Origin of the sequence: Geobacter pickeringii, assembly GCF_000817955.1 — a bacterium.
Classification (GTDB): domain Bacteria; phylum Desulfobacterota; class Desulfuromonadia; order Geobacterales; family Geobacteraceae; genus Geobacter; species Geobacter pickeringii.
The window spans coordinates 1,662,970-1,689,209 of sequence record NZ_CP009788.1 but is presented as its reverse complement, the minus strand read 5'-3'; the positions used below and the strand labels follow the sequence as shown (position 1 = coordinate 1,689,209).

Below are 26,240 nucleotides of genomic sequence, written 5' to 3'. Positions count from 1 at the left end.
CAAAATCTTAAGATGACCTTTAACGAACTGTAACACTGCCATGTCTACTATCACGACGCAGCAAGGAACACCGGAGAGAAACGGACCCACTTCCATGAAAGTAGTCGTCAAGGGCGCACAAGAAAACAAGGCGGGTAAACAGGACGAAAAACTGGTCCGGCTCGTTTCGGAGCTGACCAAGCTGGTGAACGAGGAATTCACCGGCCACATCAAGATCAATTTCTCCCAGGGGGGGATCGGCCGGATCGAGAAGTTCGAGGAGATCCTCAGGGGAAGGTAGGAACGCGCCGGAGCAGAAACGGCGCACGGTGAAAACAGAATAAAGGCAAGGGTACTTTGCCGGCCTGAATGTCAGGTCCCGGAAAGCCCGGTTCGAGAGCAGTGACCCGCGGAATCAGTCGCGGAGTTTCTCACGAACCGGGCTTTCGTCGTTTTGAATCGCACTATCGACCGTTATCGAAAGGAGGCTTACGGCAGTAACGCAGCATACAATTGAATAGAACACGTTTGTGCAATCGGGCAACGACCCGACAGAAAGGGCCAGCGGGCCCACCGCAGAACGACTCAGATAAAGCCAAAACCCGGGCAACCGGGTGACGGAAAGCCACAGATCCGGAGATATCCACCACTCCAGGGACGGAGGACAACGTAACGGGACGACGGATGGACCGGATGGCTGGGCCGCCTGGGTGATGAATCGGCAGTAATTTACGGAAGCTGAACATCACACACAGGAACAGGAAGAAAAGGAGAACAGGAAGATGAAAAAGAAAATGATCGCACTTATCGCCGGCGCCATGATGAGCATCGCCATGGCCGGCAGCGCAATGGCTGCCTTCACCGACCAGAGCCTCGTACAGGTCATCTATGACACCACCAGCAGCACGGAAATCGCCACCAACCTCGGCACCATCAGCTCCCTGGTCGGCACCACCAACAACACTATCACCGCCAACCCCTTCGTGCTGAGCGACTTCGGCGCCACCGCCTCCCTCGCAAACCTGAGAGTCGGTTACTTTGTAACTGGAACCGCCAGTGTCAGCGGCTATGCCGCGAACGCCCCCTCGACTACCACCTATCTGGCTGCTGGTAGATTAACCAACTTTCAGAGCCTCGGAAACCTTGTTACTACCTATTACAACTCCCTTGGAACCACTGACAAGATAGTTGCCTCGCAGTCCTTTGCAAACTCCTACGTCTCTGCTTATGATAAGCCTAACGTTGCTTCATATGGTAGTAACATTACCACTACAACTTTCGGGTTTAACTACACGACCACTGGCGAAGCATCTCTTGCCACTCTCGCTGCAAATTCGCCGGTCTCGATGAGCCTTTATCAGTACACTGGAGCCGCCCGCGCCTACTCACAGGGCGTTCAGGCACTGACGGTCGCCCTTAACGCAGACGGTACGACCACCATCAATGCGCAGTCTGCCCCTGCCGCCACCCCCATTCCTGCCGCCGCCTACCTCCTCGGCTCGGGCCTCCTGGGCATGGTCGGCATCCGCCGCAAGATGAACAAGTAAGCCGCACCTCGCCATGATCACCGTCTCTCCCCGGCATTCCGGGGAGAGCGACCACTACGAAAAAGGAGCAACACCATGAAAAAGAGCATCAAGCAGTCCCTCGTGGTTGCCGCCGGGGTCCTCTCCGTTGCCGGCATCGCCCAGGCAGCCACCATCGACGTGAACCTCTACGGCGCCTCCGCCGAGGCCACTCTCTGGTCCGCCCTCTCCGGTCCCTTCCTCCAGGCTGCCGCCCCGGCCGGCCCGGGCTGCACCAACGTCGTCGTGAAGAACAGCGGCGGCTCCGCCGGCGGCATCGCCACCGGCACCGGCTGCAACGGCGCCGCCAACGACACCATCAACTTCCGCTACACCGGCAAGAACTCCATCGACGGCATCCTGTCGGTAAAGGGGCAGGTTGACCCCAACGTCACCACCGGCTGCACCAACAACACCGACCGCAAACTCTTCGGCACCACCGCCAGCGCCGCCCCCGACACCTGCCTCCCCATCGATGTGGGCGCTTCCGACGTCCACGGCGACGCCTTCATTCAGCGGACCTACGGCCAGTTGAAGGGCCCCCTGGCTGCCGCCGCCGATCCGTACGTGACCCGTTCCTACACCGGGATCTCCACCACCGGCCTCAACTTCTACCGCCCGGTGGTCGTCCCCTTCGCCTTCTTCGTGGATAACTCGGTCTCCGTCAGCAAGTGCTCCGGCGGTGCCCACGACGGCAACCTCTGCACCACCGCCACCGCTGCCACGGACTGCGGCGCCGGCATCAGCTGCGTCTCCGCCCAACTCGACAACATCAACCGCGAGATGGCGGTCAACATCTTCTCCGGCAACGCCATGTTTTGGTCCGACTTCGGGGCCTCCTACACCGTCACCGGCAAGACCTCACAGGTTAACGACAACATCACGGCCTGCTTCCGGGCCGCCGGCTCCGGCACCCACGCCACCCTCGATGCCGCTGTCATGAACAAGGGCTGGGGCGCTCCGCTCCTGCAGAATCAGACCGTGTACGCCTTCTTCAACGACGCCACCAGCGACCTCATGAACTGCCTCGGCGCCCGGACCGGCTCCATCGGCTACGCCGATGCCGACGCCACCCCGCCGGCAACGGCCCACGTGGTGAAGTACAACGGTATTCCCGCACGCCGCAACACCATCCGGAACGGCAACTACGACTTCTGGTCGGCCCAGACGCTCTTTGAGTCCTCCGCCGCCGCCGGCAACGCTGCCAAGCACAACCTGATCGTGCAACTCAACAACTACGCCTCCAACCCGGCCAACCTGAACAGCACCACCCTTGCCAGTAAGGCTCCCTACTGGGCCACCGCCAACGAGATGGTCTACGGCAAAGGGACCGACTTCACCTACCCGGCCTGGCAGCTCCCGGCCAGCCCGATGACCCCCTAATCTGCCACACTGTTTTGTCTCACCAGAAGGCCGCCCCCCGGGGCGGCCTTTTTTCGTGGGAGCTTCCCCCTTACGCTTTCAACCGGGTAAAAGCTAATCTTCCGCCTGCAGTTACCCCCCTTTGAGAAAGGGGGGCCGGGGGGATTTGGTTGTCAAGGTTAAAGGCAAATCCCCCTAAATCCCCCTTTGTCAAAGGGGGACTTGGTCTTACGGAAGATTGGTACCAATCGGCTTCTGAATAGTTTTTCAGGTAGATGGGTGGGACGACGTAGAAGGAGAGGACGCTCCAAGGGGGAGCAGGTGAGAAGATTGGCAGGCCTTAGCGGCTGCCAGCGGGAACGCTCGCCCGTAACGGCGTGACCAGTCCGCGGGCAAGGCAGTTGGCGGTGTGGACATAGGCGGCCGCCATCCCCCCCTCCCCGGCCTCGGCCAAAGGGAGGATGTCGGACGGAGGATCGACCGCGACCTGGTGGCCGGTCAACACCTCGGCGTCGGCGGCACAGGACTCCGGGCCGACCTCCAGCGGAGGAGCGACGGTGACGGGGAATTCGGCCACGACGCTCCGGTCGGTTACGACCATGAGGCTCGCCCTGCTCGAACCTTTGCGGGGAACTGCCCGTATCTGCCAGTGGCGGTCGTCGGAGCGCTGCAGGGCAAGAAAGTGCAGGCCGATCAGGACGAATTTCAGGCCGGGGGTGTCGGCCGGCTCGACGGAGACCGTCATGAGCAGTTCGGTCGTGCCATCCGACAGGGCCACCACCGGCTCTTGCCGCATTTCCCGATCATCCCGTCCGGCCTCAAAGAGGGGCACCAGCGCGCCTATGGTCCGCTTCCCCGAATAGCTCAGGAAACGGTCGAGGACGCTGGGGCGGGATGCGCCGGCCGCCGGTGAGCGAATCCCCGCCAGCGGTACGGTCAGCTGTCTCCCCTCGCCGGCGGAAATTATCACTTCAGTCCCCGCAGGAGGGCTTTCATTGGTGGCTGACGGGAGCGTTGCCGGCCCCGGAAGCGCGGCCGGGGAGGACCCCCCCCGCCCCGCCCCGCCGTGGCGGGGTCCCCCTCCCGACCGGTGCCCGACTGGTCCGGCGGCGGGTTCGTGATGGAGACCTGGGCACTCATCGGCACCCCCTGGTCGTTGTAAATCACGCCGTCCATCGAGTCGACCGTGCCGGGGCTGGGGCCGGTACGGTCGAAATGCAGGGACGCCACCGTACCGCTGCCGGTGAAGGCAGGGTTCCTGCTGGCTTTTATGGTGACTACGCCTGAGTCGGATGTGTCGGAGCTCTGGACGAGCCGGGGTATGCCGCCGGCCCGGTCCACCCGGGGGTGGGCAAGGGTGCTCGGATCATACCGGATGACGATCTCCATCCGGGCCATATCCTTGAGGTCATCGGCTGTCAGGAGATAGTTTCCCGGCGCTGAAGAACTGACCGCAAGGGATGGAGTCCCCCATGCCGGGGATACCCATCCGCCGGCAAGGGAGAAGACGCCGACCGCCCCGAGGGCTGCCTGCCCCGCACGAGCGAGGTTTATTCCACGGGCCCTCGCCGGGCCGCTTCTGGATTTCCGCTTCATAGTCTTTCTTTTGTAGAGGATGGAACGCGGCAAGACAAGTTAAAGCTGGGTAGGAATTGTGTTACGGTTTCATGGGATGGACGAAGGTGAAACTATATTCATCTCCTTTCCATACAGTTGCACAATTTCTGTAACATTAGGCTGCTATAAATCATTGCGTGCAATTCTCACCTTCCCCTATCCAGACGATAGCAAAGCGCTGCTATGTCAAACGCGGAGAACGAACATGAAAATTCCCCATTACCTCACGGCGGCAGCTCTGCTCTCTCTCTGCATCACCGCCCCGTCCCACGCCGCCAGATCGGCCGATGCAGAAGGTGCAGACGGTCACGGCAGGCTGGAATCGATCGAGATGGCCGATGGCCTCATGAGCGGCCGGGAGAGTGCCGCAAATTCCCGGATTCAGAGCATGCTGGACCGTATTTCCGGCGGCGTCTCGGAAGCCCTCGGCTCCGGCGCGGCGGGCCGGGTTGGGAATAAAGCGGACAAGGAATCCCAACTTGCTTCCAGCATCAGGATGTCCACCTTCACCCGCGCCCTCTCTCCCATGGGGGGGTATTACACCCGCTACGGCAACGGTGAACAGGTTGTCGCTCGCGAGTTAAGCCTTGCTGCGGCGTATGTAAGTTCCCAGGCAGAGGCGGTGGCAAGCGGAGCATCCCCCGCCAGTATCATGCCGTCAGGGGTCAACATCGCCGGGTCTGAAGGAGAAGGAAGCGTGAGCGTAATCTCGGTCGCTTCCGCCACTCCTGTCTCTCTTGCCGGCACAATGGTTCCCAATACGACCCCCACCCCGCTTCCCGCCGCCATCTACCTGGCCGGCTCCGGCTTCTTGGGAATTGCCGGCTTCAGGAAAAAGCTCGCCGGAGATATCCGGTGACAATTTCTGAAAAGGTTGTAGTGCCCTGCTGTCGCACCGTCGCCCTGCTGCTGCTCGCGGCAGGGCTCTGTGCGCCCATGGCCCGTGCCGCGTCGGCGCCGATTCCGGAGATCCCCCTTGTCCATGTGACGGGGGGATGCTTCGAGATGGGGGACACGTTCTCCGACGGCGGCTCAGACGAGAAGCCGGTCCACCGGGTCTGTGTCGACGACTTTTATCTGGGCAAATACGAGGTCACGAGGGAAATCTGGCAGGCCGTGACCGGTGACAAGCCCGAGAGCGTTGCCGGCGGCGGTTCCTATCCGGTGGAAAAGGTGAGCTGGAACGACGTGCGGACGTTCATCACGCTGCTGCGCGACCGGACCGGGAAAAACTGGCGGCTGCCGACCGAGGCGGAATGGGAGTATGCGGCCCGCAGTGGCGGCAAAAAGGAGCGTTTTTCCGGCACCGACAATCAGGAGCGGCTCGCCGACTATGCCTGGAGTGCGGAGAATTCGGACGGTCATGTCCATCCGGTGGGGGAAAAGACCCCCAATGCCCTGGGGATCCACGACATGGGCGGGAATGTATGGGAATGGGTGCAGGACCGCTATGACCGCGACTACTACCGTCAGAGCCCGGTGAGCAATCCGACCGGCGACCCGTTCGGCGTGAACCGGATAATCCGGGGGGGATCAGCCCTTGCCAGCGCCGGTTTTCTCAGGTGTTCCTACCGCGATTACCTTGCTCCCGATGTGAAAAGGCCCGCCGTTGGCTTCCGTCTCGCCATCGACTCCCCATGACCGGTATATGGTGACAGTGCTTTCCGGACAGATCCGCACCATCCTCGAACGCTTGCGGCAGATGATCGCCAGGGTGGCACAGGCGAACCTTTCGCCCCGTAAGCTGGCCCTCACGGTCGCTCTTGGGGTAACGCTGGGAATCATCCCCGTCATATGGGGTTCGAGCCTGCTGTGCATAGCGGTGGCTTGGCTCTTCCGCCTCAACCACGCCTGCATCCAGATCGTCAATTATCTCTCCTACCCGCTTCAGATCGCTCTGTTTCTGGCATTCTACCGGCTGGGGGACCGGTTCTTCCCCTCCTTCGCCATGGTTCACTCCGCTGCCGGAGGCGGAACCATCATGGAGGGCATCGTCCATGCCGGCAGCGCGACCCTCAAGGCAGTGGGGGCCTGGCTCGCAGTCGCCCCTCTCACGACCCTGTTCCTCTATCTGATCCTGGTGCCGGTGTTCCAGAAGATGCAACGGCGGCACCTGGCTGGAGCAGCGGCTCAAGCATAAAACACCTATTGTCCGATGTTCACAGACGGGCTCGGGATTATCGGGACGAGCCGGCACCGCGTGACTCCATCAACGAACCGAACCAGTGGAGCAGGTCGAGGAGCGCGAAAATTACCGCCTGGACGGTATACCGTGTGGGCGGATACTTGAGGCTCGCGTAAGGGGTATGGGCTCCGTTGTCGCTCGAAATCTTGTAGACCAGTTCGGCAAAGCGGTCGATGATCCGGTAGCGTTCCACTACCCCCTTCTCCGTAAGGTGTTTGTAGGCGGATATCACGTTCACCTCCCCCTGAACGAACGCGGTCGGCACCAGCGATTCGTCCAGGCGGTTGAGGGCCAGGTATATCTTCTCCTGAAGCCGGCGGACACAACCGAGCGTGTTCTTGATTACCGTAAAGTCGTCACTTTCCCGGGCGGCAAGGCAGTTCAGGAGTTCTTCCTCGGCCTCGCGGCCAAGAAAACGGGAGCAGACGGAGAAGGCGTCCCGATAGGCAGCCTGAAGCTTTACCCGATCCGTATTTCTGGCCTGCGCGGCAAGCGTGGCCAGCATCTCGTCCTCGTCCCGCCCTTTCGAGTAGATCGTCAGCGTTCCGGCAAAGAGTTCCGCGATGCTTCCGTAGAGGCCCGATTCGCCGGTAATGGCCGCCATCGGCATGTGCGGGGCCTTTGCCCCGAAGTATTTTACCGCAGCCACGATAAAGCTGTTGTCCGGCACCGGCTGGTTCTTCTCCTTGTGGCACTTGACGTCGAGAATCAGGCCGGCCAGGGAACTCCCCGCGGGGCCCTCGAAAACCTCCCGGGCCTCTTCGAGGCTCAACGCGTGATGGATAACGATTCCATGACGTCGGGCGTCGCGAAACAGCGCCTCGGCATAGCGCCGGTTATCGTCCACCAGCAGCATCGGAATGACAGTGGTGTCGTCAGTCCTCATCAACTCCCCCCCTTCGGTAGAAAAATCCGGAAATGGACCGGATAATGGTCACGGATGATCTCGAATCGCCCGCTGTGGGCCTCTATAACTTTGCCGATCCAGGCCCCGCCGAGTCCTTCGCCGGGGCTTTCAGCGCTCTTGATGCCGAACGAGAGGAAGTCACGGACCGAGAGGTTGGCCGGAAACGGTCTGCCGTTGTTTGTGTAGTCGATGACGATCCGCTTCCGGGTCTCCGAGATGCGAAAGCACAGTTCCGCCCCGGCGGCGCCGTCAGGGTAGCCGTGCACGGCGGCGTTGCGGATGATGTTGTTCATCGCCTCCACGAACGAGCCCCGGTGAATGCGGGCAACGAGCTGCGGGGGGCAGTCGAGTCCGACGGCAAAGGTCCGCGAATGGCCGGGGAGTATCTCGTCGGTAAACAGCTGCCGCAGATCGGTCTTCTCGAACTCCTCCCGCCGGATCTCCTGGGTGACCAGCTTCCGGGTACTGTCAAGGATGTCGTTTATCCGGGCCAGGCTGGAAAGCGCATTCCGGAGGGCTTCGCCAACGGTCTCCACGGTGCCGTCGAGCCGCATCGCCAGGGCCTCGTCCAGCATCTTCCGTTCGGCGAGGTAGTCGGTTACCGCAACGATGGGCGAACGGGCGATCTGGATGTTCGGCTTCACGTTGTGGGTGAGGTGCCGGATGATGCTGAACTCGGCGTCCTGCTTCTCGTTGAGGAGGCGGGAGCGGAACCGGCGGACGGCGAAATCGACGACCCCTTCCACCATGATGACGAAGGCGATGCCCAGCACCACCAGCAGCGTGCTGACCAGTATCCCCTGGTACCGGAAGATGAGCAGCGTCACCGGCACGAGCAGGGCCGAGAGCCCCAGAACGGCCAGGAGCCGGGTCGAGAAACGCCGGACATAGGTCCAGAGGAGGGCGGTACCGACGAGCATTACCCCGTCCAGGACCGTTCCCAGGTAGGAGGGGGCGTAGTGGATCTTGTTCTTGATGAGGGTGACGTTGAAGGCGAACAGCAGGGCTATGAGGTACGATATCCCGTTTTCGAGGATGGTCGTCCCCTTGAGGAAATAGACGAACAGCGCTACGGAAGCCCCGACGATGATGTTCGCCACGAGCGGACGACGGTTGGGTATCCTCATGAATGGAATCGATGCGGCAAAGCGCGCCGTGCGGGTGCCGAAGGACGCCAGTGGCGACGGGATGATGGGGATGGATTTTCGTAAGTTCACGAACGTCTGGAGGCTCTTTTCAGGCTGTCGATTCCCTTGAGCAGTTCGGTGGTGCCGGTGTAGGTTTCGCGTTTGCCGCCACGGTAGATGACCAGTGTCGGCGTGGTGGTTATCCGGTCTTCCTTGAGAAGCCCGTTGTACGACCGGAGGGTCTGACCGGCGTCGAAGGGGGCAAGGGAGAGGCCGTTTTTACGGAGGAACGCCTCCAGTTTTTCGCGATCGGCAATCTTCTCCCGGGCGGCGTCGAAGAGGAGCGAGCGGGCACGGAGCGCATGATTGATGTCGCTGGAGCCGTTCACCGCGTAGAGGAAATAGGCGGCGTACAGCGACGTCTCCTTATGGAGCGGCGTATCCACGAAGGTCACCCTCACATCGTTACCCCTGGCAAGAACGGCCAGGGCCTCTTCCACCGCCTTCTCGACGGAACTGCACGGCCCGCAGTAATAGTCGGTATAGAGCCGCACCGTCACCGGACCGCTCCCGAAGGTGGGAATGGGGGTCGTCGCGGCGTAGGCAGGGATCGGGTCGGCGGTGAAGCCGAAAAAGAGCATCAGGAAGCCGACCGGCACCGCCACAAGGAGCATGCGCGCCCGCCGCAGGCTGAAATTGGTCAGGAAGAGGGCCGCGACGGTGGCGGCGAAGAGGAGACAATAGACGCAGTACTCGCCCGTGCGGACCTGGTAGCCGACCAGAAACGCCTCAACACCGATTCCAACCGAAGAGAGGAGAAACACGAGGGATTCGCGCCGCAGCGCCCCCACTGCCGCAACCAGCCCCATGAACGCGATGCCGGCCCAGGAGAGCTTTACCCCGGCCACCTCCCCCGACACCCGGCCGCAGGCATCGGTGCACCAGGTGTAGAACACCACCAGCACGATGCCGATCAGAGCGAGCAAAATGGTGACAATCCGTTTCCTCTCACCCGCGGCTTTCGGCATTTCGCTTGATTTCAGCATACATACGCTCCCCAAAACGGTTGTCGCACGACTTGACGGGAGGATCACCCGCCGGCGCAGCCGCCTTCCGCCAGGCCGTTCGCCCTCCCCCGCCCCATTCTGCACCGTGCTCCCATCCGTGGTATCATTGTCGGGACGAGGCCCGACACGTCAGAACTGAATCGTGACGACCATGAGAATCAGGAAAAGAAGCGTTATGAAGATCCAGGCAATCCGTTCGGAAACAATGGGCATGTGCGGCTCCTTTTCCGGTGATTCGTCCGCGGGAAGGCGGCAGGAATCGCGAGGCCGTGTCGGACGAGAGTGTATGGTAGACCTCTTCTGTTACATCATGACGACAGAATGATTAATTTTTCACCAATTCAAGGATGCTCTCGGGGGTGATTCCAATGGTGAGATGGCCGGCAATTCAAACCGTTTTGCTGCTGAAAGACATAAAGGCTGCCGCGGGGCGCCTCTGGCGGATCGTGGCACTGGCGGCGCTGGTGGCGCATCTTGCGTCTCCGGCAGGTGCCGATTTCGCCTCCGGCGATGCCGCCTACCGCCGCGGCGACTTTGAGGCGGCTTTCCGTGAAATGCTTCCCTTGGCGGAAAAGGGAGACGTCCGGGCCCGGCACAACCTGGGGGTCATGTATGAAAAGGGCCAAGGGGTCCGACAGGACCACCGCGAGGCGGCGAAATGGTATCGGCTGGCCGCGGAGCAGGGTTTCACCCCGGCCCAGAGCAACCTCGGCACCCTGTACGCCGGCGGCCAGGGGCTGCCGCAGAATTTTGCGGAGGCGGCCGGATGGTACCGGCAGGCCGCCCTTCGGGGCGACGGCGGAGCCGCGTACAATCTGGGACTGCTGCATGTGGCAGGAAACGGGGTGACACGCGATTATGCCGAGGCGCAGATGTGGTTCCGTCAGGCGGCCGAACAGGGACACGTCGGGGCGCAAACCGAACTCGGAAAGCTCTGCGAACAGGGGGCAGCCTCTCTCGAGGCGGCACGCTGGTATCGCCTGGCGGCCGACGGGGGAGATGCGGAGGCCCAGTACCGGCTCGGCTTCCTCTACGACAACGGCCTGGGGGTTCCCCTCGACTACGGGGAAGCGTTCGGATGGTACCGCCGCGCCGCTCTCCAGGGACACACCGTTGCCCAGTATTATCTGGCCACGCTCTATGCCAATGGTCAGGGAACCCCGCAGGACCTGAAGGAGGCGCTCCGGTGGTTCAGCGCCGTGGCCCGGCAAGGCGATGTGGCAGCCCAGTACCGGGTCGGTCTGATGTACGGCAACGGCGAAGGGGTTTCCGGTGAGGATTTCGAGGAATCCGCAAAATGGTTCCGCCTGGCGGCGGAGCAGGGATACGCCGCGGCCCAGTACAACCTGGGACTCCAGTACGCCCGGGGAGAAGGGGTGCTCAGGGACCCGGTCCAGGCACTGTTCTGGTTTTCACTGGCAGCAGACCAGGGAGACCCGGAGGCGCAGGAAAACAAGGCGAGACTCACGAAAAAAATGAACGCACGGCAGATCACGGCGGCAAAGCGTCTGCTGGCGGACCGGCAGCCCTCCAAAAAACAGCCTGAATGAATTGCTTCACGAATTCTTCAGCAATTCTCCATCCCGTTGTGAAATAGCCGTGCGATGCTGTGGCAGCATCGATGATTGAGTATCTACCATCCTTCGACTGCATGACGGTTGGGATGGCGGGTCCTTTGCTGATCCGGAACTGCAGAACCGGCACCACGAGTTGAATGACCGGTCTACTCTCTGGCAACCAGAAAGCCCGAAGTTGGAGCGAACGCTCCCCTTCGGGCTTTTTTTTGTGCCGCATCCCGAACTGTCAGAACCAGTTCGTAGATGACATCATCAACAATTATGACTCCCATTGGCAGTCTGGAGAACATCCATGCCGGCAGCTTCCAACCTTTGCCATCCCTCCGGGGCGAGCAGCACCCTTCGAACAGCGATACTGCTCATGGCTCTCGGGCTGATCCTGGCACCCTTCGCCGCCCATGCCGGCTCCGCCGCCGCTCTCAGACAGAAACTGCCCCGCGAGGTTATCTCCCGACTTGAGGCCGGCGAGGCCCAGACGCTCATCGTCCACTTCGACGACACCGCCATCGAGGAGGAGCTGGACGCCCGCCGCAGGCAGCTGGGCATCAGCCGGGACGACGACGAGGCGCTGTCGATCCGCCAGAGCCGGTACCACAGCCTGAAAGAGCGTGCCCTTGCGCGGTTTCGGAGGGGCGACGGGGAGGTTTTTCGGGACTTCAGTCACCTGCCGATGGCCGTCCTGAAGGTCAGGTCAGCGGCCGCTCTGGATCGGCTGAGCGCGCAACCGGAAGTAACTGCCGTCTACGAGGACCGGCCGATCCACCTTCATCTCGCCGAAAGCCTCCCCCTCATCAGGCAGCCCCAGGCCGCCGCCATCGGGATGACCGGGACCGGATCTACGGTGGCGGTGATCGATACCGGCGTCGACTATACCCGGGCCGCCTTCGGTTCGTGCACCGCTCCGGGGGTCCCTGCCGGCTGCAAGGTGGTCTCGTCAGTAGACATCGCCACCCCGAGCGCTCTTCCCGACAGTAACGGCCACGGGAGCAACGTCGCGGGGATAACCGTCGGCACGGCCCCTGGAGCCAAAATCGCGTCCCTCAACGTCTTCAACCCGGACGGGAGCTCGAACAGCTCCCTCCTCATCTCGGCAATCAATTGGGCCATCGCCAACCGTTCCGCCTACGGCATCACCGCCATCAACATGAGCCTGGGGGACGGGACCAAGAACACCACCGCCTGCGGCAACAGTGCGTTAAACCCCTTCGTCACCCCTCTGGCCAACGCCCGTGCCGCCGGGATCATTCCGGTGGCATCCGCCGGCAATGATGGATACCTCAATGCCCTGGAACGTCCGGCATGCACACCGGGGGTGGTTTCCGTCGGAGCGGTCTACGACTCGAACCTGGGGACCCAAGCCTGGACCACCTGCACAGATACGGTCACCGCGGCCGACAAGGTTGTCTGCTTTTCCAACAGCGCGTCATTCCTCACCATGCTCGCCCCCGGCGCAGTCATCACCGCCGCCGGCAGCAGTTATGCCGGCACTTCCCAGGCATCTCCCTTCGTTGCCGGCGCCGTGGCGGTCCTGCGCGCGGCGTTTCCTGCCGAGACCCTCGACCGGACCGTCAGCCGGCTGACGACCAGCGGGGTCCCGATTACCGACAGCCGCAACGGGATCGTCACCCCCCGCCTGGACCTTCTCGCTTCCATCGGGGCTCCCGCCAACGACCTCTTTTCCCAACCCTTCATTCTGACGGGGAACTCGGGACAGGCGACGGGATCCAACTACAATGCCACCAAGGAGACCGGAGAACCGAACCACGCCGGCAATCCCGGCGGCGCATCCGTCTGGTGGAGCTGGAACGCCCCCATCACCGGCCGGGCAACCATCAACACCCACGGCAGCAGCTTCGACACCCTCCTGGCGGTTTACACGGGGAGTTCGGTAGGAAGTCTCACCACGATTGCCGCCAACGACAACGACGGCACACCCGGCGGCACCAGCAGCGTCAGCTTCATCGCCCAGGCCGGTACCACCTACCGGATCGCCGTGGACGGTGCGGGCGGGGCCACGGGCACCATCAACCTCGCCTGGAACCTCGCCCCCGAAGCGGACCTCTCTGTAACCCTGTCGTGCACGCCTTTGGCGATCACCGTCGGAGACACCCTCTCCTGCACCGCCACCATCGCCAATAACGGTCCTTCGGCGGCGAGCAGCCCAACGGTGACCGTCACGCTCCCCAGCGGCGCCGCGTTCCTGTCCGCCTCTTCCGGATGTTCCTACGCCTCCGGCGCCGTGACATGTTCGGTCACCACCCTCGCCTCGGGCGGCTCAACCCTCTTCACCATCAATTCACGGCCTGCGGCAGCCGGCACGGCCACCACCAGCGCCACCGTGACCTCCGCCACCACCGATCCGGTTCCGAGCAACAACAGCGCCACAACGTCGACGCAGGTGGCGGCGGCGCCGACGCAACCCGTTCCCGCTCTGCCGCTTCAGGCAGTTCCTCTCCTCGCTCTGATGGTTGCGCTCCTCCGCAAGAGTGGCCGATGGAGCAGATGACCCTCTCCCCCCCGACGATCCTGCCGGCAATCCGAAGGGATCACCGTAATTTTCCACAATAACGAATCATCACGCCTGTTTTCTCCGGAATTCCGCCAGCGCCTTTCGCATCCGCCCCAGCGCCTCCACGAGCAAGGGGCGGCTGCAGCCGAAGTTGAGCCGCACGAAGCCGGGGGCGCCGAAGTCGGCGCCGTCGGAGAGACCGACCCCGGCCTCTTCGAAGAAGCGCGCCGGCTCCGGGATGCCGGTGGCCCGGGCGTCGATCCAGGCCAGATAGGTCGCTTCCGCGGGGGTTAGGGAGAGTCCGGGCATGGTGCTGATTTCCGCCGTTACCAGATCGCGGTTCCCGCGCAGGTATGCGACGAGCTCCTGCCGCCACTCTTCCCCGTCCCGGTAGGCGGCCAGGGCGGCGGTATAGCCGAGGGTGTTGACGTGGGGGACGATGCGCCCCATGGCCGTTCTGAAGTCCCGGCGGAGGGTGGGATCACCGATGACGGCGAAGGAGCACCCCAGCCCCGGAATGTTGTAGGTCTTGCTGGGGGCCAGGAGGGTGATGGTGCGGCGGGCCGCCTCCGGCGACAGGGTGGCGATGGGGATGTGGCGCTTCTCGTCGTCCAGCACCAGACCGGCATGGATGTCGTCGGAGCCGATGACCAGGTTGTGGCGCTCGGCCACCGCGACGAACTGCGCCAGCTCCTCCGCCGACCAGACCCGGCCCACCGGATTGTGGGGCGAACAGAGGAGAAGCAGCCGGCTGCGCGGCGTAATGGCCCGCTCCAGGGCCTCCAGGTCGGGCACCCAGCGGCCGTCGCGGAGCTGCAGGGGGACCTTCACCAGAGAGCGGTCCGACAGTCCCGGCGACGACATGAAGGGGGGATAGATGGGGGTAAAGGTGACTACCTCGTCGCCAGCCCCGCCCACGGCCCGGCAGAGGACGTTCAGCCCGCAGACCAGACCGGGGAGCCAGACGATCCACTCCGGCGGTACCTCCCAGCCATAATCGCTTCGCAGTGCATCCCGAACCGCCTCCACCAGCTCGGCAGGGGGATGGGTGTAGCCGAAGACCCCGTGCTCGACCCGCTCGTGCAGGGCCTGGATCACGGCCGGCGGCGACCGGAAGTCCATGTCGGCCACCCAGAGGGGGATGATGTCCCGTCCGCGGTATTTGTCCCACTTTTCGCTGGCGGTATTGCTGCGGTCGATGATGGTGTCGAAGTCGAAGCGGTACTGTGTCATCTGCCTTCCTTTGCGTGAAATATCAATGTGCCACGGCCTCACCGCCGCTCCCAGGCGGTAATCTCGGCGATGCTGTGCTGGAACTTGCGCCGGGTCTCGCGGATCACGAAGGGGATGTCCCGGGGCTCGCCAATCTGGCGAAAATGGGGTGCCAGCGCCTCCTTCAGCCCCTCCAGGGTGGTGACGTTCTCTCCCGCATCCTTGTATCCCCCGAGCCACTCTTCCTTCTTGGTGAACTCCTCCCGCCAGGTGTAGGGCGACGTAATCACCAGCAGCCCGCCGGGGTTGATCCGCTCGTGGATGGTGGTGAGGAAGCGGCGCGGCGAGTAGAGCCGGTCGATGAGGTTGGCCGCCAGTACCAGGTCATAGCCGGTGAACTTCTCCGGCAGGTTGCAGGCGTCGGCCTGGAAGAATTCGACCCGCTCGCGGATGCCGTCGAGCCCCAGGTCGACCAGGCCGATCTCGTGGAACGAGAGGATCTCACCCTCCTCGGGGAAGGCGTAGCGCAGGTACCCTTCCTCCTGCATCCGGGCCGCCAGGCGGAAGAACCGGGTGGAAAAATCGAGGCCGGTGACCCGCTCGAAGCCTCCCCGGGCCAGCTCGAAGGCGGCCCGTCCCACGGCGCACCCCAGATCCAGGGCGCGCCCTTTTGGCCGACCGTCCATCAGACTGAGACATATCGCCGCGCAGGCCGCCGCGAAGTTGGGAACGCCGAAATGCTCCGCACCGTAGTGGGCGTCGCAGTACTCGGCCGCCAGGGTGTCGGTTTCGTACTGGTCCTGGTGGACCTCCACCGGGGCGGCGCTCTCCACGTAGCGGAACCCGGCGTGCTGGAAGAAGTGACGGCGGAAGGCGTAGCGGGAGTCGCGGGTCGCCTCGTTGCCGGTGGAAATCCACGAGCCCCCCTTGATCAGGTTGTGGCGGGTGTCGAAGGTCGGCGTGGAGAAGTCGTCGTACCACGGGTGGATCTCGAAGCCGTGGAAGGGGTAGATGGGGGTCTCGGTCCACTGCCAGACGTTGCCGATCACGTCGTAGAAATCGCCGAAACGGAAGCGGTCCACCGGGCAGGAGGAGGACCAGTGCTCCAGGTTGATGTTCCCCGGTGCCCTCTCCCACCACGGCTGATCCGGGATGGCGGAGACGTCCCTCAACCGGTTCCACTCGTCCTCGGTGGGGAGGCGGATCGGCAGCCCCGTCCGGGCGGACTTCCAGGCGCAGAACGCCTTGGCCTCCAGGTAGTTCACCTCCACCGGCCAGTTCCAGGGGAGGTCGATGACCGATGCCATGGTTCGCAGCTTCCAGCCGCCGTCCCCCTTCACCCAGAAGAGTGGATGCTCCGCCTCGCGGAATGTCCGCCAGTTCCACCCCTCCTCGGTCCACCACTGCCGGTCCCGGTAGCCGCCGGCCTCCACAAATTCCAGATACTCACGGTTTGAGGTAAGGCAGCGGGCGGCCCTGAAACCGGCCACCTCAGCCTCGTGGCGGCCGTACTCGTTGTCCCAGCCGTAGAGCGGATGATCCTTCGGCTTGCCGAGGACCACCGTCCCCGCCGGCACCGGCAGCAGGGCGTTGGCCGGCGGCTCCCCCGCCTCGCGGCAGATGTCCCAGAAGGGGAGCTGCACCACCTGGTCGATGGGGAGCTGACGGATCAGCACCGACGAGGTTTCCAGGTGGATCCGCTCGTGTTCGATCCCCATCATGATCGCCCAGAACGGGTCTTCCCATGTTACGGGGAGCTTCAGCGGCAGGCGGCGGATCAGGCCGTCCACCAGCTCGCGGGCCTTGTCGCGGTACTCCTTCACCGCCTGGCGGGTCGGCCAGTCGTAATGGGTGGCATCCAGGTCGTCCCACGACATCTCGTCCACCCCCACCGCGAACATCGACTCGAAGCGGGGGTTGATGCGGGTGTCGATCACCCGGGCGATGGTCAGTTTGTTGATGAAAAAGGTGGCGGTGTGGCCGAAGTAGAAGATGAGCGGGTGCCGCAGCCGGTCGGCCCGCAGGTAGAAGGTTTCGTCGTATTTGAGGGTTTCGTAGAGCTTTTCGTCGATGTCGAAGGTGCGGTGAAAGTACTCCAGGATCTCGGCACGCTTCTGTTCGGGGTCGCCTTCGGTGAGAATGGTGGTGCGGGTATTGCACAGTTCCATGGTCTGCTCCTCCGCCTGTGGTCTGACGTCACCCCATAAGGATGCCAGAGCCTCCCCCGGGGTCAAGGCGCCCCTCCCCGTTTCAGAGGATGTAGTCGGTGGAGAGGAAATGGGACTTCCGCTCCTCGACGATGGTGGTGATGATCTGCCGGTTGGCGTCGGTCTCCCGGGCAGCCACCACGGTCCGGATGGAGAAGACCCGCAGGGCGTCCACGACGGACTGGGTCCCCTCGGCGGAGTTCTTCCGTCCGTTGAACGGGAAGGTGTCGGGGCTCCGCTGGCACTGGCTGTTGATGTTGATGCGGCAGACCTGGTTCACCAGCGCATCCATCACCCGGGCGATCAGGTCCGGGTCCTGGCCGAAGATGCTCGCCTGCTGGCCGTAGTCCGACGAGACCACGTAGTCGACGACCTCCCGGATGTCATCGTAGGGAACCACCGGCACCACCGGGCCGAACTGCTCCTCGTGGTAGACCCGCATGGCGGGGGTCACCGGATAGAGGAGCGCCGGCGTGAAAAACGATTCCGCGCGCTCCCCCCCGCCGGGGTTCACGACCCGCGCGCCGAGCCCCTCGGCATCCCGCACCAGCCCCTGCAGATAGGCCGGCTTCTCCGGCTCCGGCAGCGGGGTGATGGTCACCCCCACCTCCCACGGCATGCCGCGGCGCAGCCTGCCGATTCCCCGGGACAGCCTCTGCAAGAAAGGTTCGGCGACGGAGCGGTGGACGAAGAGGATCTTCAGGGCGGTGCAGCGCTGGCCGTTGAAGGTGAGGCTCCCCTTGAGGCATTCGGCCGCGGCCAGGTCAAGGTCAGCGTCGGGGAGGATCACGGCCGGGTTCTTGGCATCAAGCCCGAGGACGCAGCGGAGCCGGTGCGGACGGGGATGGGCGGCGCGGAGCCGGTCGGCGACCCTGCTGGTGCCGATGAAGGCGAGCACGTCCACGTCTCCCGAAGCAAGGAGCGGCGGGACGACCACCTCGCCATCGCCATAGACCGTATTGACCACGCCGGCGGGGAACGAATCGCGGAACGCCTCCAGCAGCGGCTGAAACAGGAGGATGCCGAACCGGGGGGGCTTCAGCACGACGGTGTTCCCCATGACCAGGGCCGGCACCAGGGTCGAGAAGGTCTCGTAGAGGGGAAAGTTGTACGGCCCCATGCAGAGCACCACCCCCAGTGGCGCCCGGCGGATCTGGCCGATGATCCCCTGCTGGATCTGGAACCGTGAGGAGGCGCGGTCAAGCTCCTTCAGCGCCTCCACCGTGTCGTGGATGTAGGACCGGGCCCGGTCGAACTCCGCGTCCGCCTCCCGCCGCGGCTTGCCGATCTCCAGCATCAGGAGCCGGACGATCTCGGCACGCCGCTGCTCCATGGCGGCCACGAAACGCCGCAGGCAGGCGATCCGTTCCGTCACGGGCATGGCCGGCCAGACGCCGCGACCGTTGGCGTAGGCCCGCTTCGCGGCCTCCAGGGCCTCAAGGGACGCCTCCGGCGAGAGGAGCGGCGCCTCCCCGATCTTCAGCGGGGCGCTCGACTCGCCGCTCCGGACACGGACCGGGGAAAGAACCTCCTGCAGCGCCCCGCGCCACCGGCGGAGCTCGCCGTCTATCAGGTAGCATTCCTGGCGGATCGGGATGTCCAGGCGGAATGGTTCGGGAATATCGTCGGTCTTCGGAAAAATGATGGGCATGCTGCACCTCTGAAAAGCATCGGCGGAATGAGGATGGACCGGCAAAACAAGAGACCGCACACGGATGCATGCGGTCTCTTGCGGTGACGTTCGGACACAGTGTAACGGGTAAGGGAGTCTGGTGGCAACCGGGAATTAATTCTACTTTGTCACTTTGTGTCGGCGCATGGTGCCGGGAGGGTGCGGAGCTCCGGCAGGCGGTTGCCGAGGCAACTGCCATTTCTGTTGACACCCCGCGCCGCGGCACGCTATTACACTGAAATCCACGCAATCATTTCCCTGCAAGGAGGCGCACGCATAACCATGATTCAGATAGATTTTCAGAAGATGGGTGGCCTGATTCCGGCAATCATCCAGGACCATGCCAGCGGCGAGGTGCTGATGGTGGCGTTCATGGACGAGAAGACCCTGAACCTCACCCTGGAGACGGGGAAGACCTGGTTCTTCAGCCGGAGCCGCAACAAGTACTGGATGAAGGGGGAGGAGTCGGGAAACACCCAGGAGGTGGTGGAGGTGCTGACCGACTGCGACGCCGACTCGGTGGTGATCAGGGTGAAGCAGAACGGTCCGGCGGCCTGCCACACCGGCAACCGGAGCTGTTTCTTCGCGCGGTGGGAAAACGGCCAGTGGGTGGAGCACTCGAACCCCCTCTTTGATCCGCAGGAGGTTTACAAGAAATGAACACCCCCAACGGCCGGGTGGAGGCGATCACGACGATCCTCCCGCGCCTCAACGGCCCGACGAAGGCCTGCCTCTCCAACGCGGACGGGGTCTTCATCGAGAGCACCCTCCGGTAGCCGCTCATGCGTTTTCTGCTCGCACTGCTCATCACCCTTTCCCTGGCGCTTCCCGCCCATGCCGGCATCTGCGACGACTGGGACCTGCTGGAAAAGAAGGTCCGCGACGGGGCCATTGGGAAGGAAGCGGCACGGGAGGAGATCGTCGGCCTCCACGGCCGGCTCCTCGCCACCTACCGTGACGGCGACGCCCGCCCCGCTCCCCTCGTCTTTCCGGTGCAGGGGTACGGCCCCAGGGCCATCGGCGGGAGGCGGGGCAACGGCTACCAGCCGGCGGGATACCGCTTCTACGATGGCAACCGGCACGGCGGCCACCCGGCCCACGACATCTTCATCCGCGACCGGAATCAGGACGGGCGCGACGACGCCACGGGAGAGCCGGTGTCGATCGTCTCGGCGAGCGCCGGGGTGGTGGTGGCGACCAATCCCCAATGGGAACGGCCGAGCCGGATCAGGGGTGGAAAGTACGTCTGGGTCCTCGATCCGGCCACGGAACGCTATTACTACTATGCCCACCTGGCGGAGGTGAAGGTTGCCCCCGGTCAGCGAGTGGAGGCGGGAACGGTGGTCGGCATCCTCGGCCGGACCGGCAGGAACGCCTATCCGCGGCGCTCCCCCACCCATCTCCACTTCATGTGCCTCGACTTTGACGGCGGGCGGATGACGCCCCGCAACACCTACCGAGAGCTCCTGCCCGCTCTGCATTGACGGCGGCTGAGCCGCCTTTCAAAGGTGATGGTCCAGTACGAGACGAAGGCGAAGAGTGTGGATGTGGTGGAAGAGAAGAAAAAGGGTGAGAAGAAAGGGGATAACAAGAAGAAATAGGCCTCGGCAGCTGCCGTCGGGCGAAAAAAAGGGTCGCGGCATCTGCCGCGACCCTTTTTGCTTTTCTTATCCCCCTCGGGCTACTTTCCCTGGCGGGCCAGGTTCACGTAGGCGCTGCTCCGCTGCTCGGCAAAGGTGAGATGGGCCAGCATCGCGTCCCGGGCCCGCTCGGGGGCGCGATCCCGAACCGCATCAAAGATTGCCTTGTGGTGCTCGTAAAGGACCTGGTGATCCTCTTCGGTGAGGTAGACCGCCCGCCATACCCCCTGCTGGAACTCCTGCATGGCGTCGAAGATGGTCTGCATCAGGTGAAGCCAGACGATGTTATGGGTGGAGCGGGCAATGACGATGTGGAAATTGGCGTCGAGGTCCTCGGAGGAACTCATGCCGTTGAGGTTCTGCTCCATCCCCACCACGATCGCCTCCAGCTTGCGGATATCCTCGGGGAGGGCCCGCTGCGCGGCGTAGTAGGCGGTCCACGCCTCCATGCTCTTGCGAACCTCGATGACGTCCAGGGCGCGCTCGCTCTCCCCCTTGATCAGTTCCGAGAGCGGTGGCCCCGAAGCCGACTCCACCAGGGACTTGACGATGGTTCCTCCACCCTGGTACGACTCAACGAAGCCGGAGGCGGAGAGCATGTTGAGGGCCTCGCGCACCGACGGGCGGGAGACGCCGAACATCTCGGCCAGTTCCCGCTCGGGAGGGAGCTTCTGGCCGGGGGCAAACTCGCCGGCCAGGATGGAGGAGCGGATCTGCTCGGCGATCTGGGTCGAGATCTTTTTCGGCTTGATCGGCTTGAAATTCATTGCGGTCCCGGATGAGAAAATAGTCATGCGCCGCGGTTATGAATACACTATGAGGCGGGGGAAGGCAACAGTATTAATGGACCGCCGTTCAGCGGGGTGAGAGGCTGCGGTGGAGCACTTCCGTGAGGTGCATGACCCGCACCGGCGGCGTCTCCTCCGCAAGGGCCTTTTTGAGCTGCAGCAGGCACCCGGGGTTGGAGGTGACGAGGACCTCGGCGCCGGTCGCCTTGATGGTGGCGATCTTGCGGCTCAGGACCCGGTCGGACATCTCGGGCTTCTCAATATTGTAGGTGCCGGCGCTGCCGCAGCAGGCGTCCGCCTCGGCCAGTTCGCGGCAGTCGAGGCCGGGAACGAGCTTCAGGAGCGACCGCGGCTCCTGGCGTATCCCCTGGCAGTGGGCGATGTGGCACGGGTCGTGGTAGGTGACCGTGAGGGGGAGCGGCGTGAGCTTCTCCCGCAGTTCGTCGCCGTGGAGGGAGAGGACCTGCGAGATGTCGCGCACCCGGTTGCCGAAGGCCGCAGCCGCCTCGTCACCCGCCAGGTGGTGGCCGTACTTCTTGAGCTCGGCGCCGCAGCCGCCGCAGTCGGTGACGATGAAGTCGAGGTCGTGTCCGGCGAAGAGATCGACGTTGAACCGGGCCGCCTCCAGGAGCCCTTCCCGGTCGCCGGCGAGCATATTGGGGGCACCGCAGCACTTCTGCGCCTTGGGGGTCACCACCGTGTAGCCGAGGGCCGAGAGGAGCTGCACCGTGGCGTAGCTCGCTTCGGAGAAGACGAGGCTCATGACGCAGCCGAGGAAGAAGCCGACCCGTCCCCGCTCCTCCCCCACCGCCGGGGTGACTTCATCGATGGTCCGGCGCAGGGGACGGGCCGGCAGCTCGGGGAGCAGCCCCTCCATCCTCCCGATGGCCGGGGGGAACATCTTCAGGATGCCGAGGGAGCGGACGATCTTCTGCAGGCCGCTCCGCTGGTAGGCCCGCATGGGTGCCACCGCCGCCTCCAGCCGGTCGGGGTGCGGCAGGAGCTTCCGCAGCACCAGATCCTCCATGACGGAGAGCCCCCGCCCCTCGTGCCGCTCGCACTTGAACTCGGCCACCATCTCGCCGGCGTTCACCCCGCAGGGACAGGCCGTGGCGCACGCCTGGCAGTCGAGGCAGAGTGAAAGGTATTCGAGGAGCCGTTCGCTCGCCTCCAGTTCCCCCTCCTCGATCTTGCGCATGAGCGCCACTCTCCCCCGGGGGGAGGCGGTTTCGAGGAACGTTTCCTTATAGGTCGGGCAGTGCGGCAGGCACATGCCGCAGCGCATGCAGTTGATCAGCTTTACGTATTCCATGGATGCCTCAACGCTCAGTAACCAGGTTCCGGAAATCCGCGCCCGCCCGTCAGAACACCTTTCCCGGGTTCAGAATCCCCTTCGGATCGAACGCCCCCTTGATCCCCCGCATCACCCGGAGCCCCGACTCCCCCACGAGCCGCGGCAGGTACTTCTTCTTGGCGAGTCCGACGCCGTGCTCACCGGTGATGGTCCCCCCCATGGCGATGGCGGCTTCGAAGATCTCCGCGAAGGCCTGGTGGGCCCGGGCGATCTCGTCGGTGTCCCGCTCGTCGGTGAGGCAGGTGGGGTGGAGGTTGCCGTCGCCGGCGTGGCCGAAGGTGCCGATGGTGAGGTCGTACTTCCTGGCGGTCTCCTGGATCAGCTTCACCATGGGGGCGATGCAGCTGCGGGGTACGGTGGCGTCCTCCAGAATGGTGGTGGGCTTCATCCGCGCCAGCGACGAGAGTGCCACCCGCCGGGCGGTGGCGAGCTTCAGGGCCTCGTCGGCGGTGGCAGCGGTCTGGAAGAAGGAACAGCGGTGCTTTTCGCAGACCGCCCGCACGGCGGCCGCCTCCTCCTCCACCTGGGCCGGATGGCCGTCCACCTCGATGAGGAGCACGGCGTCCACATCCAGCGGCAGCCCCACCTTGGCGTACTCCTCGATGCAGCGGATCGTCACCCGGTCCATGAACTCCAGGGTGGCCGGGATGACCCGGGCGGCGATGATGCGGGAAACCGCCAGGGCGGCATCCTCAAGCTGGGGGAAGTGGACGAGCATCGTCTTCTTCACCGGCGGCCTGGGGATCAGCTTGACGGTGACCTCGGTAAAGAGCCCCAGGGTCCCTTCGGAGGAGACGAGAAGCTGGTTCAGGTTGTAGCCGGCCACATCCTTCACCACCTTGCCGCCGCTTCTGAGGAGGCTTCCGTCGGGAAGCGCCGTCCGCAGCCCCATGACGTAGTCGGCGGTGACGCCGTACTTGAGCCCGCGAAGGCCGCCGGCGTTCTCGGCCACGTTGCCGCCGATGGTGGAGATGTTCATGCTCCCGGGATCGGGGGGATAGAAGAGCCCCTGGGCCTCCACCGCCTTGTGGAGGGTGCTGGTGATGACCCCCGGCTGGACGGTGGCGGTGAGGTTTTCCTCGTCGATCTCGACGATCCGGTTGAGGCGGCTCGTCTGGATGACAACCCCCTCGGGGCGCCCCAGCGATCCGCCGGAGAGGTTCGTCCCCGACCCCCGGGGGGTCACCGGTACGCCGGCGCCGTGGCAGAGCGCCAAGATCCGGCAGATCTCCTCCTCCGACCCCGGCAGGACCACGGCGCCGGGACGGCTCTCGTGCTCGGGGGTGGAATCGTAGCCGTAGCAGGCGAGGCTCTCGGTGTCGATGAGGGTCTGGTCGGTGCCGACAATCCCGCTCAGTTCCTTGATGAATGATGGTTCCATGACTGCTCTCCCGATCTGAACGTTAGGGTACCATCCACTGCAGCACGTAGGCCTGGAGGTAGACGATGATCCCGACGACCACCGTCAGGAAGAGGGAGTGCTTCAGGGTGAAGCGGAAGAGTGTTCCCTCCTCCCCCACCATCCCGGTGGCGGCGGTGGCCACGGCCAGGGACTGGGGCGAGATCATCTTACCCATGACCCCGCCGCTGGTGTTGGCGGCGCCGGTGAGGATCGGGCTGATGCCGAGCTGCTCGGCGGTCGCCTTCTGCAGGCCGCCGAAGAGGACGTTGGACGAGGTGTCGGAGCCGGTGAGGAAGACGCCGAGCCAGCCGAGGACCGGGGCGAGGAAGGGGAAGATGTGGCCGGTCTTGGTGAAGGCGAGGCCGAGGCAGTTGGTCATGCCGGAGGCGTTCATGACGTAGGCGAGGCCGAGCACCGACGCGACGGTGAGGGCCGGATAGCGCATGTCGTAGAGGGTCTTGCCGAGGATCCGCACGGTATCCCCCATCCCGACGCCGCAGATGAGGGCGGAGAGGAAGGCGGCGATGAGGATGGCGGTGCCCGCAGCGGACATGAAGTTGAACTTGTACTTGGCGGCGACCTTGACCGGAAGCTGGTCGGCCAGGGCCTTGTCGAGGGGCTTGAACTGGTCCTTGGCAAGGGCCGGCGCAGCAGCGGCCGCGGCCAGGGCACTGCCGGAAGCGGCCGGAGAGAGGCCCGCCACGGCGCTACCGGCCTGCGACGCCTCCTTGACCAGCTTCTGCACCTCATCCTTCTTCTTGGCCACCGCGTCGAACGCCTTGAGACGTTCGTCGGTCAGCATCGTCCCCTGACCGGCCAGCGCCTGCTCGACGGCCAGAAGCTGCGTCTCGGCCCCCTTGAGCTCCTGAAGCTTTGTCGCCAGTGCCGTCTGCTTCGGGTCCGCCGGCGCCAGCAGGGCCAGCTGCTTGTCGATCTCTCCGCAGACCGTGCCTACCTTCGTGGCGCCATCCTCGGGCTTGGATACTTTCTTCACGATGGCGTTGTGAAGACCGGCCACCGGGAACTCCACGGCGCTCTTGTCGAGGGCGGTCTTGATGGAAGGGATCCCCCAGAGGAGCACCATGACCGTGAGGGCCAGGTACGGAGCCCAGGCGCGTGCCACCTCCCCCGCCGTGTAGTGATGCTCTTCCTTGCCGGCGAAATCCGGCTCGTGGTCGAAGGTCCAGATCGTTTTCGGGTGCCAGACGCGGAGCAGCAGCACCAGGGCGACGATGGAGAGGAGCGACGCCGTGACGTCGGGGAGGTAGGGGCCGAGGTAACTGGCGGTGGCCCACTGGGAGAGGGAGAAGGTGACCCCGCAAACAATGATGGCCGGCAGGACCTCGATGGTCTTTTTCCAGCCGACCATGATCATGATGACGTAGAACGGGATGAAGACCGAGATGAAGGGGAGCTGGCGGCCGACCATGGTGGAGAGCTTCATCATCCCGTCGTCGCCGTACCCCATGACCCCGGCCAGGGCCACCACCGGGATGCCGATGGCACCGAAGGCGACGGGGGCGGTGTTGGCCACGAGGCAGACGCCGGCGGCGTAGAGGGGGCGGAAGCCGAGCCCCACCAAAGTGGCGCCGGCGATGGCCACCGGCGTTCCGAAGCCGGCCGCCCCCTCGATGAAGGCACCGAAACAGAAGGCGATCAGCAGCGCCTGGAGGCGGCGGTCGCCGGTGACACCCGCCAGCGAGGCACGGATGATCTCGAACTGCCCCCCCTTGACCGTGATGTTATAGAGGAAAAGGGTCGTGATGACGATGTAGAAGACCGGAAAGAGACCGAAGCCCGCTCCCTGCAGCGCGGCAAGCCCGGCCAGCTTCCCCGGCATCCCCCAGACGCCGATGGCCAGGGCGGCAGCCGAGCCGACGGCAAGGAGACCCGCCTTGTGGGCCTTCATTCGAAGGACGGCAAGGCAGATGAAGATGACGACGAGGGGGACGGCGGCGACCAGGGCCGAAAGCCCGAGGCTCCCTCCCACGGGGGTGTAGGTCTGGATCCACGGCATACACTGACTCCTTTCGCTGCAGGTTCTAAAATAAAATACAGTTTTGCTTGTTT

General features: G+C 64.1%; 22 protein-coding genes and 1 riboswitch. Of the genes, 10 read left to right on the top strand and 12 right to left on the bottom strand.

What is annotated here, in order from left to right; translation table 11 throughout:
• Window positions 1-94 precede the first annotated feature (94 nt).
• The 3 genes from GPICK_RS07585 to GPICK_RS07575 all read left to right on the top strand — a co-directional run bounded on the left by GPICK_RS07585 (window position 95) and on the right by GPICK_RS07575 (window position 2,927).
• Complete coding sequence (locus tag GPICK_RS07585; RefSeq protein ID WP_052263348.1) at window positions 95-280, top strand: hypothetical protein; 186 nt, start codon at window positions 95-97, stop codon at window positions 278-280.
• A 283-nt stretch (window positions 281-563) separates the two neighbouring features.
• Window positions 564-689: riboswitch (cyclic di-GMP riboswitch) on the top strand.
• Between the two features lie 72 nt (window positions 690-761).
• The gene (locus GPICK_RS07580) at window positions 762-1,526 is read left to right on the top strand and encodes a hypothetical protein (protein WP_039741838.1); all 765 of its coding nucleotides are present in this window, start codon (window positions 762-764) and stop codon (window positions 1,524-1,526) included.
• Window positions 1,527-1,601: 75 nt separating this feature from the next.
• A complete protein-coding gene (locus tag GPICK_RS07575) occupies window positions 1,602-2,927 on the top strand; it encodes a type 2 periplasmic-binding domain-containing protein (RefSeq protein WP_052263347.1) in 1,326 nt (441 codons plus the stop codon).
• A 319-nt stretch (window positions 2,928-3,246) separates the two neighbouring features.
• On the opposite strand, the gene GPICK_RS07570 is transcribed toward GPICK_RS07575, so the two are convergent.
• Both GPICK_RS07570 and GPICK_RS07565 read right to left on the bottom strand, forming a co-directional pair.
• Complete coding sequence (locus GPICK_RS07570) at window positions 3,247-3,876, bottom strand: hypothetical protein (RefSeq protein ID WP_039741837.1); 630 nt, start codon at window positions 3,874-3,876, stop codon at window positions 3,247-3,249.
• A complete protein-coding gene (locus GPICK_RS07565) occupies window positions 3,873-4,502 on the bottom strand; it encodes a hypothetical protein (protein ID WP_144400065.1) in 630 nt (209 codons plus the stop codon). Before GPICK_RS07565 ends, GPICK_RS07570 begins: the two co-directional genes overlap by 4 nt.
• 226 nt (window positions 4,503-4,728) lie before the next feature.
• Between GPICK_RS07565 and GPICK_RS07560 the strand changes: the two genes are divergently transcribed.
• Genes GPICK_RS07560 through GPICK_RS16655 form a run of 3 tightly spaced genes read left to right on the top strand, consistent with a single transcriptional unit; the run spans window position 4,729 to window position 6,663 of the window.
• The gene (locus GPICK_RS07560) at window positions 4,729-5,382 is read left to right on the top strand and encodes a hypothetical protein (protein ID WP_039741833.1); all 654 of its coding nucleotides are present in this window, start codon (window positions 4,729-4,731) and stop codon (window positions 5,380-5,382) included.
• Window positions 5,379-6,164 carry a formylglycine-generating enzyme family protein gene (locus GPICK_RS07555; protein WP_144400064.1) on the top strand — a complete coding sequence of 262 codons (786 nt, stop codon included), beginning with the start codon at window positions 5,379-5,381 and terminating at the stop codon, window positions 6,162-6,164. Before GPICK_RS07560 ends, GPICK_RS07555 begins: the two co-directional genes overlap by 4 nt.
• Window positions 6,165-6,171: 7 nt before the next feature.
• The gene (locus GPICK_RS16655) at window positions 6,172-6,663 is read left to right on the top strand and encodes a DUF2062 domain-containing protein (RefSeq protein ID WP_084201373.1); all 492 of its coding nucleotides are present in this window, start codon (window positions 6,172-6,174) and stop codon (window positions 6,661-6,663) included.
• 37 nt (window positions 6,664-6,700) lie between these two features.
• Here the strand turns inward: GPICK_RS16655 and GPICK_RS07545 are convergent, their stop codons facing one another.
• Genes GPICK_RS07545 through GPICK_RS07535 form a run of 3 tightly spaced genes read right to left on the bottom strand, consistent with a single transcriptional unit; the run spans window position 6,701 to window position 9,788 of the window.
• The gene (locus tag GPICK_RS07545) at window positions 6,701-7,594 is read right to left on the bottom strand and encodes a response regulator (RefSeq protein WP_039741829.1); all 894 of its coding nucleotides are present in this window, start codon (window positions 7,592-7,594) and stop codon (window positions 6,701-6,703) included.
• Entirely contained in the window at window positions 7,594-8,832 is a 1,239-nt protein-coding gene (locus GPICK_RS07540) for a histidine kinase (protein ID WP_144400063.1), read from the bottom strand. The genes GPICK_RS07545 and GPICK_RS07540 overlap by 1 nt, the downstream gene beginning before the upstream one ends.
• Entirely contained in the window at window positions 8,829-9,788 is a 960-nt protein-coding gene (locus GPICK_RS07535; RefSeq protein ID WP_039741825.1) for a vitamin K epoxide reductase family protein, read from the bottom strand. Before GPICK_RS07535 ends, GPICK_RS07540 begins: the two co-directional genes overlap by 4 nt.
• Window positions 9,789-10,207: 419 nt before the next feature.
• Here GPICK_RS07535 and GPICK_RS07530 point away from each other — a divergent pair, with 419 nt between their 5' ends.
• Window positions 10,208-11,359, top strand: coding sequence for an SEL1-like repeat protein (locus GPICK_RS07530; RefSeq protein ID WP_052263345.1), 1,152 nt, complete (start codon window positions 10,208-10,210; stop codon window positions 11,357-11,359).
• A 319-nt stretch (window positions 11,360-11,678) separates the two neighbouring features.
• A complete protein-coding gene (locus GPICK_RS16650; RefSeq protein ID WP_144400062.1) occupies window positions 11,679-13,892 on the top strand; it encodes a S8 family serine peptidase in 2,214 nt (737 codons plus the stop codon).
• A gap of 69 nt (window positions 13,893-13,961) precedes the next feature.
• On the opposite strand, the gene GPICK_RS07520 is transcribed toward GPICK_RS16650, so the two are convergent.
• The 3 genes from GPICK_RS07520 to GPICK_RS07510 all read right to left on the bottom strand — a co-directional run bounded on the left by GPICK_RS07520 (window position 13,962) and on the right by GPICK_RS07510 (window position 18,965).
• Window positions 13,962-15,128, bottom strand: coding sequence for a MalY/PatB family protein (locus tag GPICK_RS07520; protein WP_039741823.1), 1,167 nt, complete (start codon window positions 15,126-15,128; stop codon window positions 13,962-13,964).
• A gap of 38 nt (window positions 15,129-15,166) precedes the next feature.
• Window positions 15,167-17,275 carry a 5-histidylcysteine sulfoxide synthase gene (ovoA, locus tag GPICK_RS07515; RefSeq protein ID WP_039741821.1) on the bottom strand — a complete coding sequence of 703 codons (2,109 nt, stop codon included), beginning with the start codon at window positions 17,273-17,275 and terminating at the stop codon, window positions 15,167-15,169.
• Window positions 17,276-17,357: 82 nt separating this feature from the next.
• Window positions 17,358-18,965: an NADP-dependent glyceraldehyde-3-phosphate dehydrogenase gene (locus tag GPICK_RS07510; RefSeq protein ID WP_039741819.1), complete on the bottom strand. Its 1,608-nt coding sequence runs from the start codon at window positions 18,963-18,965 to the stop codon at window positions 17,358-17,360.
• A 303-nt stretch (window positions 18,966-19,268) separates the two neighbouring features.
• Between GPICK_RS07510 and hisI the strand changes: the two genes are divergently transcribed.
• Together hisI and GPICK_RS07500 are read left to right on the top strand one after the other, a co-directional pair.
• On the top strand, window positions 19,269-19,646 hold the full coding sequence (hisI, locus tag GPICK_RS07505) for a phosphoribosyl-AMP cyclohydrolase (protein ID WP_039741818.1): 378 nt from the start codon (window positions 19,269-19,271) through the stop codon (window positions 19,644-19,646).
• Window positions 19,647-19,768: 122 nt separating this feature from the next.
• Window positions 19,769-20,470: a M23 family metallopeptidase gene (locus tag GPICK_RS07500; protein WP_039741816.1), complete on the top strand. Its 702-nt coding sequence runs from the start codon at window positions 19,769-19,771 to the stop codon at window positions 20,468-20,470.
• 197 nt (window positions 20,471-20,667) lie between these two features.
• Here GPICK_RS07500 and GPICK_RS07495 read toward each other — a convergent pair whose 3' ends face one another.
• From GPICK_RS07495 to GPICK_RS16645, 4 genes are all read right to left on the bottom strand, one after another.
• Window positions 20,668-21,393: a FadR/GntR family transcriptional regulator gene (locus GPICK_RS07495; protein ID WP_039741814.1), complete on the bottom strand. Its 726-nt coding sequence runs from the start codon at window positions 21,391-21,393 to the stop codon at window positions 20,668-20,670.
• Between the two features lie 88 nt (window positions 21,394-21,481).
• Window positions 21,482-22,726 (bottom strand): (Fe-S)-binding protein, encoded by a 1,245-nt coding sequence (locus GPICK_RS07490; RefSeq protein ID WP_039741812.1) that lies wholly within the window; start codon window positions 22,724-22,726, stop codon window positions 21,482-21,484.
• A gap of 49 nt (window positions 22,727-22,775) precedes the next feature.
• Complete coding sequence (locus GPICK_RS07485) at window positions 22,776-24,149, bottom strand: FAD-binding oxidoreductase (protein WP_039741811.1); 1,374 nt, start codon at window positions 24,147-24,149, stop codon at window positions 22,776-22,778.
• A gap of 22 nt (window positions 24,150-24,171) precedes the next feature.
• On the bottom strand, window positions 24,172-26,187 hold the full coding sequence (locus tag GPICK_RS16645; protein ID WP_052263343.1) for an L-lactate permease: 2,016 nt from the start codon (window positions 26,185-26,187) through the stop codon (window positions 24,172-24,174).
• Window positions 26,188-26,240: the final 53 nt, after the last annotated feature.

Excerpts from the sequence above, each read along its gene's own strand:
- GPICK_RS07585 (WP_052263348.1), top strand. The coding sequence starts at position 95 with ATGAAAGTAGTCGTCAAGGGCGCACAAGAAAACAAGGCGGGTAAACAG.
- GPICK_RS07580 (WP_039741838.1), top strand. The coding sequence starts at position 762 with ATGAAAAAGAAAATGATCGCACTTATCGCCGGCGCCATGATGAGCATC.
- GPICK_RS07575 (WP_052263347.1), top strand. The coding sequence starts at position 1,602 with ATGAAAAAGAGCATCAAGCAGTCCCTCGTGGTTGCCGCCGGGGTCCTC.
- GPICK_RS07565 (WP_144400065.1), bottom strand. The coding sequence starts at position 4,502 with ATGAAGCGGAAATCCAGAAGCGGCCCGGCGAGGGCCCGTGGAATAAAC.
- GPICK_RS07560 (WP_039741833.1), top strand. The coding sequence starts at position 4,729 with ATGAAAATTCCCCATTACCTCACGGCGGCAGCTCTGCTCTCTCTCTGC.
- GPICK_RS16655 (WP_084201373.1), top strand. The coding sequence starts at position 6,172 with ATGGTGACAGTGCTTTCCGGACAGATCCGCACCATCCTCGAACGCTTG.
- GPICK_RS07545 (WP_039741829.1), bottom strand. The coding sequence starts at position 7,594 with ATGAGGACTGACGACACCACTGTCATTCCGATGCTGCTGGTGGACGAT.
- GPICK_RS07535 (WP_039741825.1), bottom strand. The coding sequence starts at position 9,788 with ATGCTGAAATCAAGCGAAATGCCGAAAGCCGCGGGTGAGAGGAAACGG.
- GPICK_RS16650 (WP_144400062.1), top strand. The coding sequence starts at position 11,679 with ATGCCGGCAGCTTCCAACCTTTGCCATCCCTCCGGGGCGAGCAGCACC.
- GPICK_RS07520 (WP_039741823.1), bottom strand. The coding sequence starts at position 15,128 with ATGACACAGTACCGCTTCGACTTCGACACCATCATCGACCGCAGCAAT.
- ovoA (WP_039741821.1), bottom strand. The coding sequence starts at position 17,275 with ATGGAACTGTGCAATACCCGCACCACCATTCTCACCGAAGGCGACCCC.
- GPICK_RS07510 (WP_039741819.1), bottom strand. The coding sequence starts at position 18,965 with ATGCCCATCATTTTTCCGAAGACCGACGATATTCCCGAACCATTCCGC.
- hisI (WP_039741818.1), top strand. The coding sequence starts at position 19,269 with ATGATTCAGATAGATTTTCAGAAGATGGGTGGCCTGATTCCGGCAATC.
- GPICK_RS07500 (WP_039741816.1), top strand. The coding sequence starts at position 19,769 with ATGCGTTTTCTGCTCGCACTGCTCATCACCCTTTCCCTGGCGCTTCCC.
- GPICK_RS07495 (WP_039741814.1), bottom strand. The coding sequence starts at position 21,393 with ATGAATTTCAAGCCGATCAAGCCGAAAAAGATCTCGACCCAGATCGCC.
- GPICK_RS07490 (WP_039741812.1), bottom strand. The coding sequence starts at position 22,726 with ATGGAATACGTAAAGCTGATCAACTGCATGCGCTGCGGCATGTGCCTG.
- GPICK_RS07485 (WP_039741811.1), bottom strand. The coding sequence starts at position 24,149 with ATGGAACCATCATTCATCAAGGAACTGAGCGGGATTGTCGGCACCGAC.
- GPICK_RS16645 (WP_052263343.1), bottom strand. The coding sequence starts at position 26,187 with ATGCCGTGGATCCAGACCTACACCCCCGTGGGAGGGAGCCTCGGGCTT.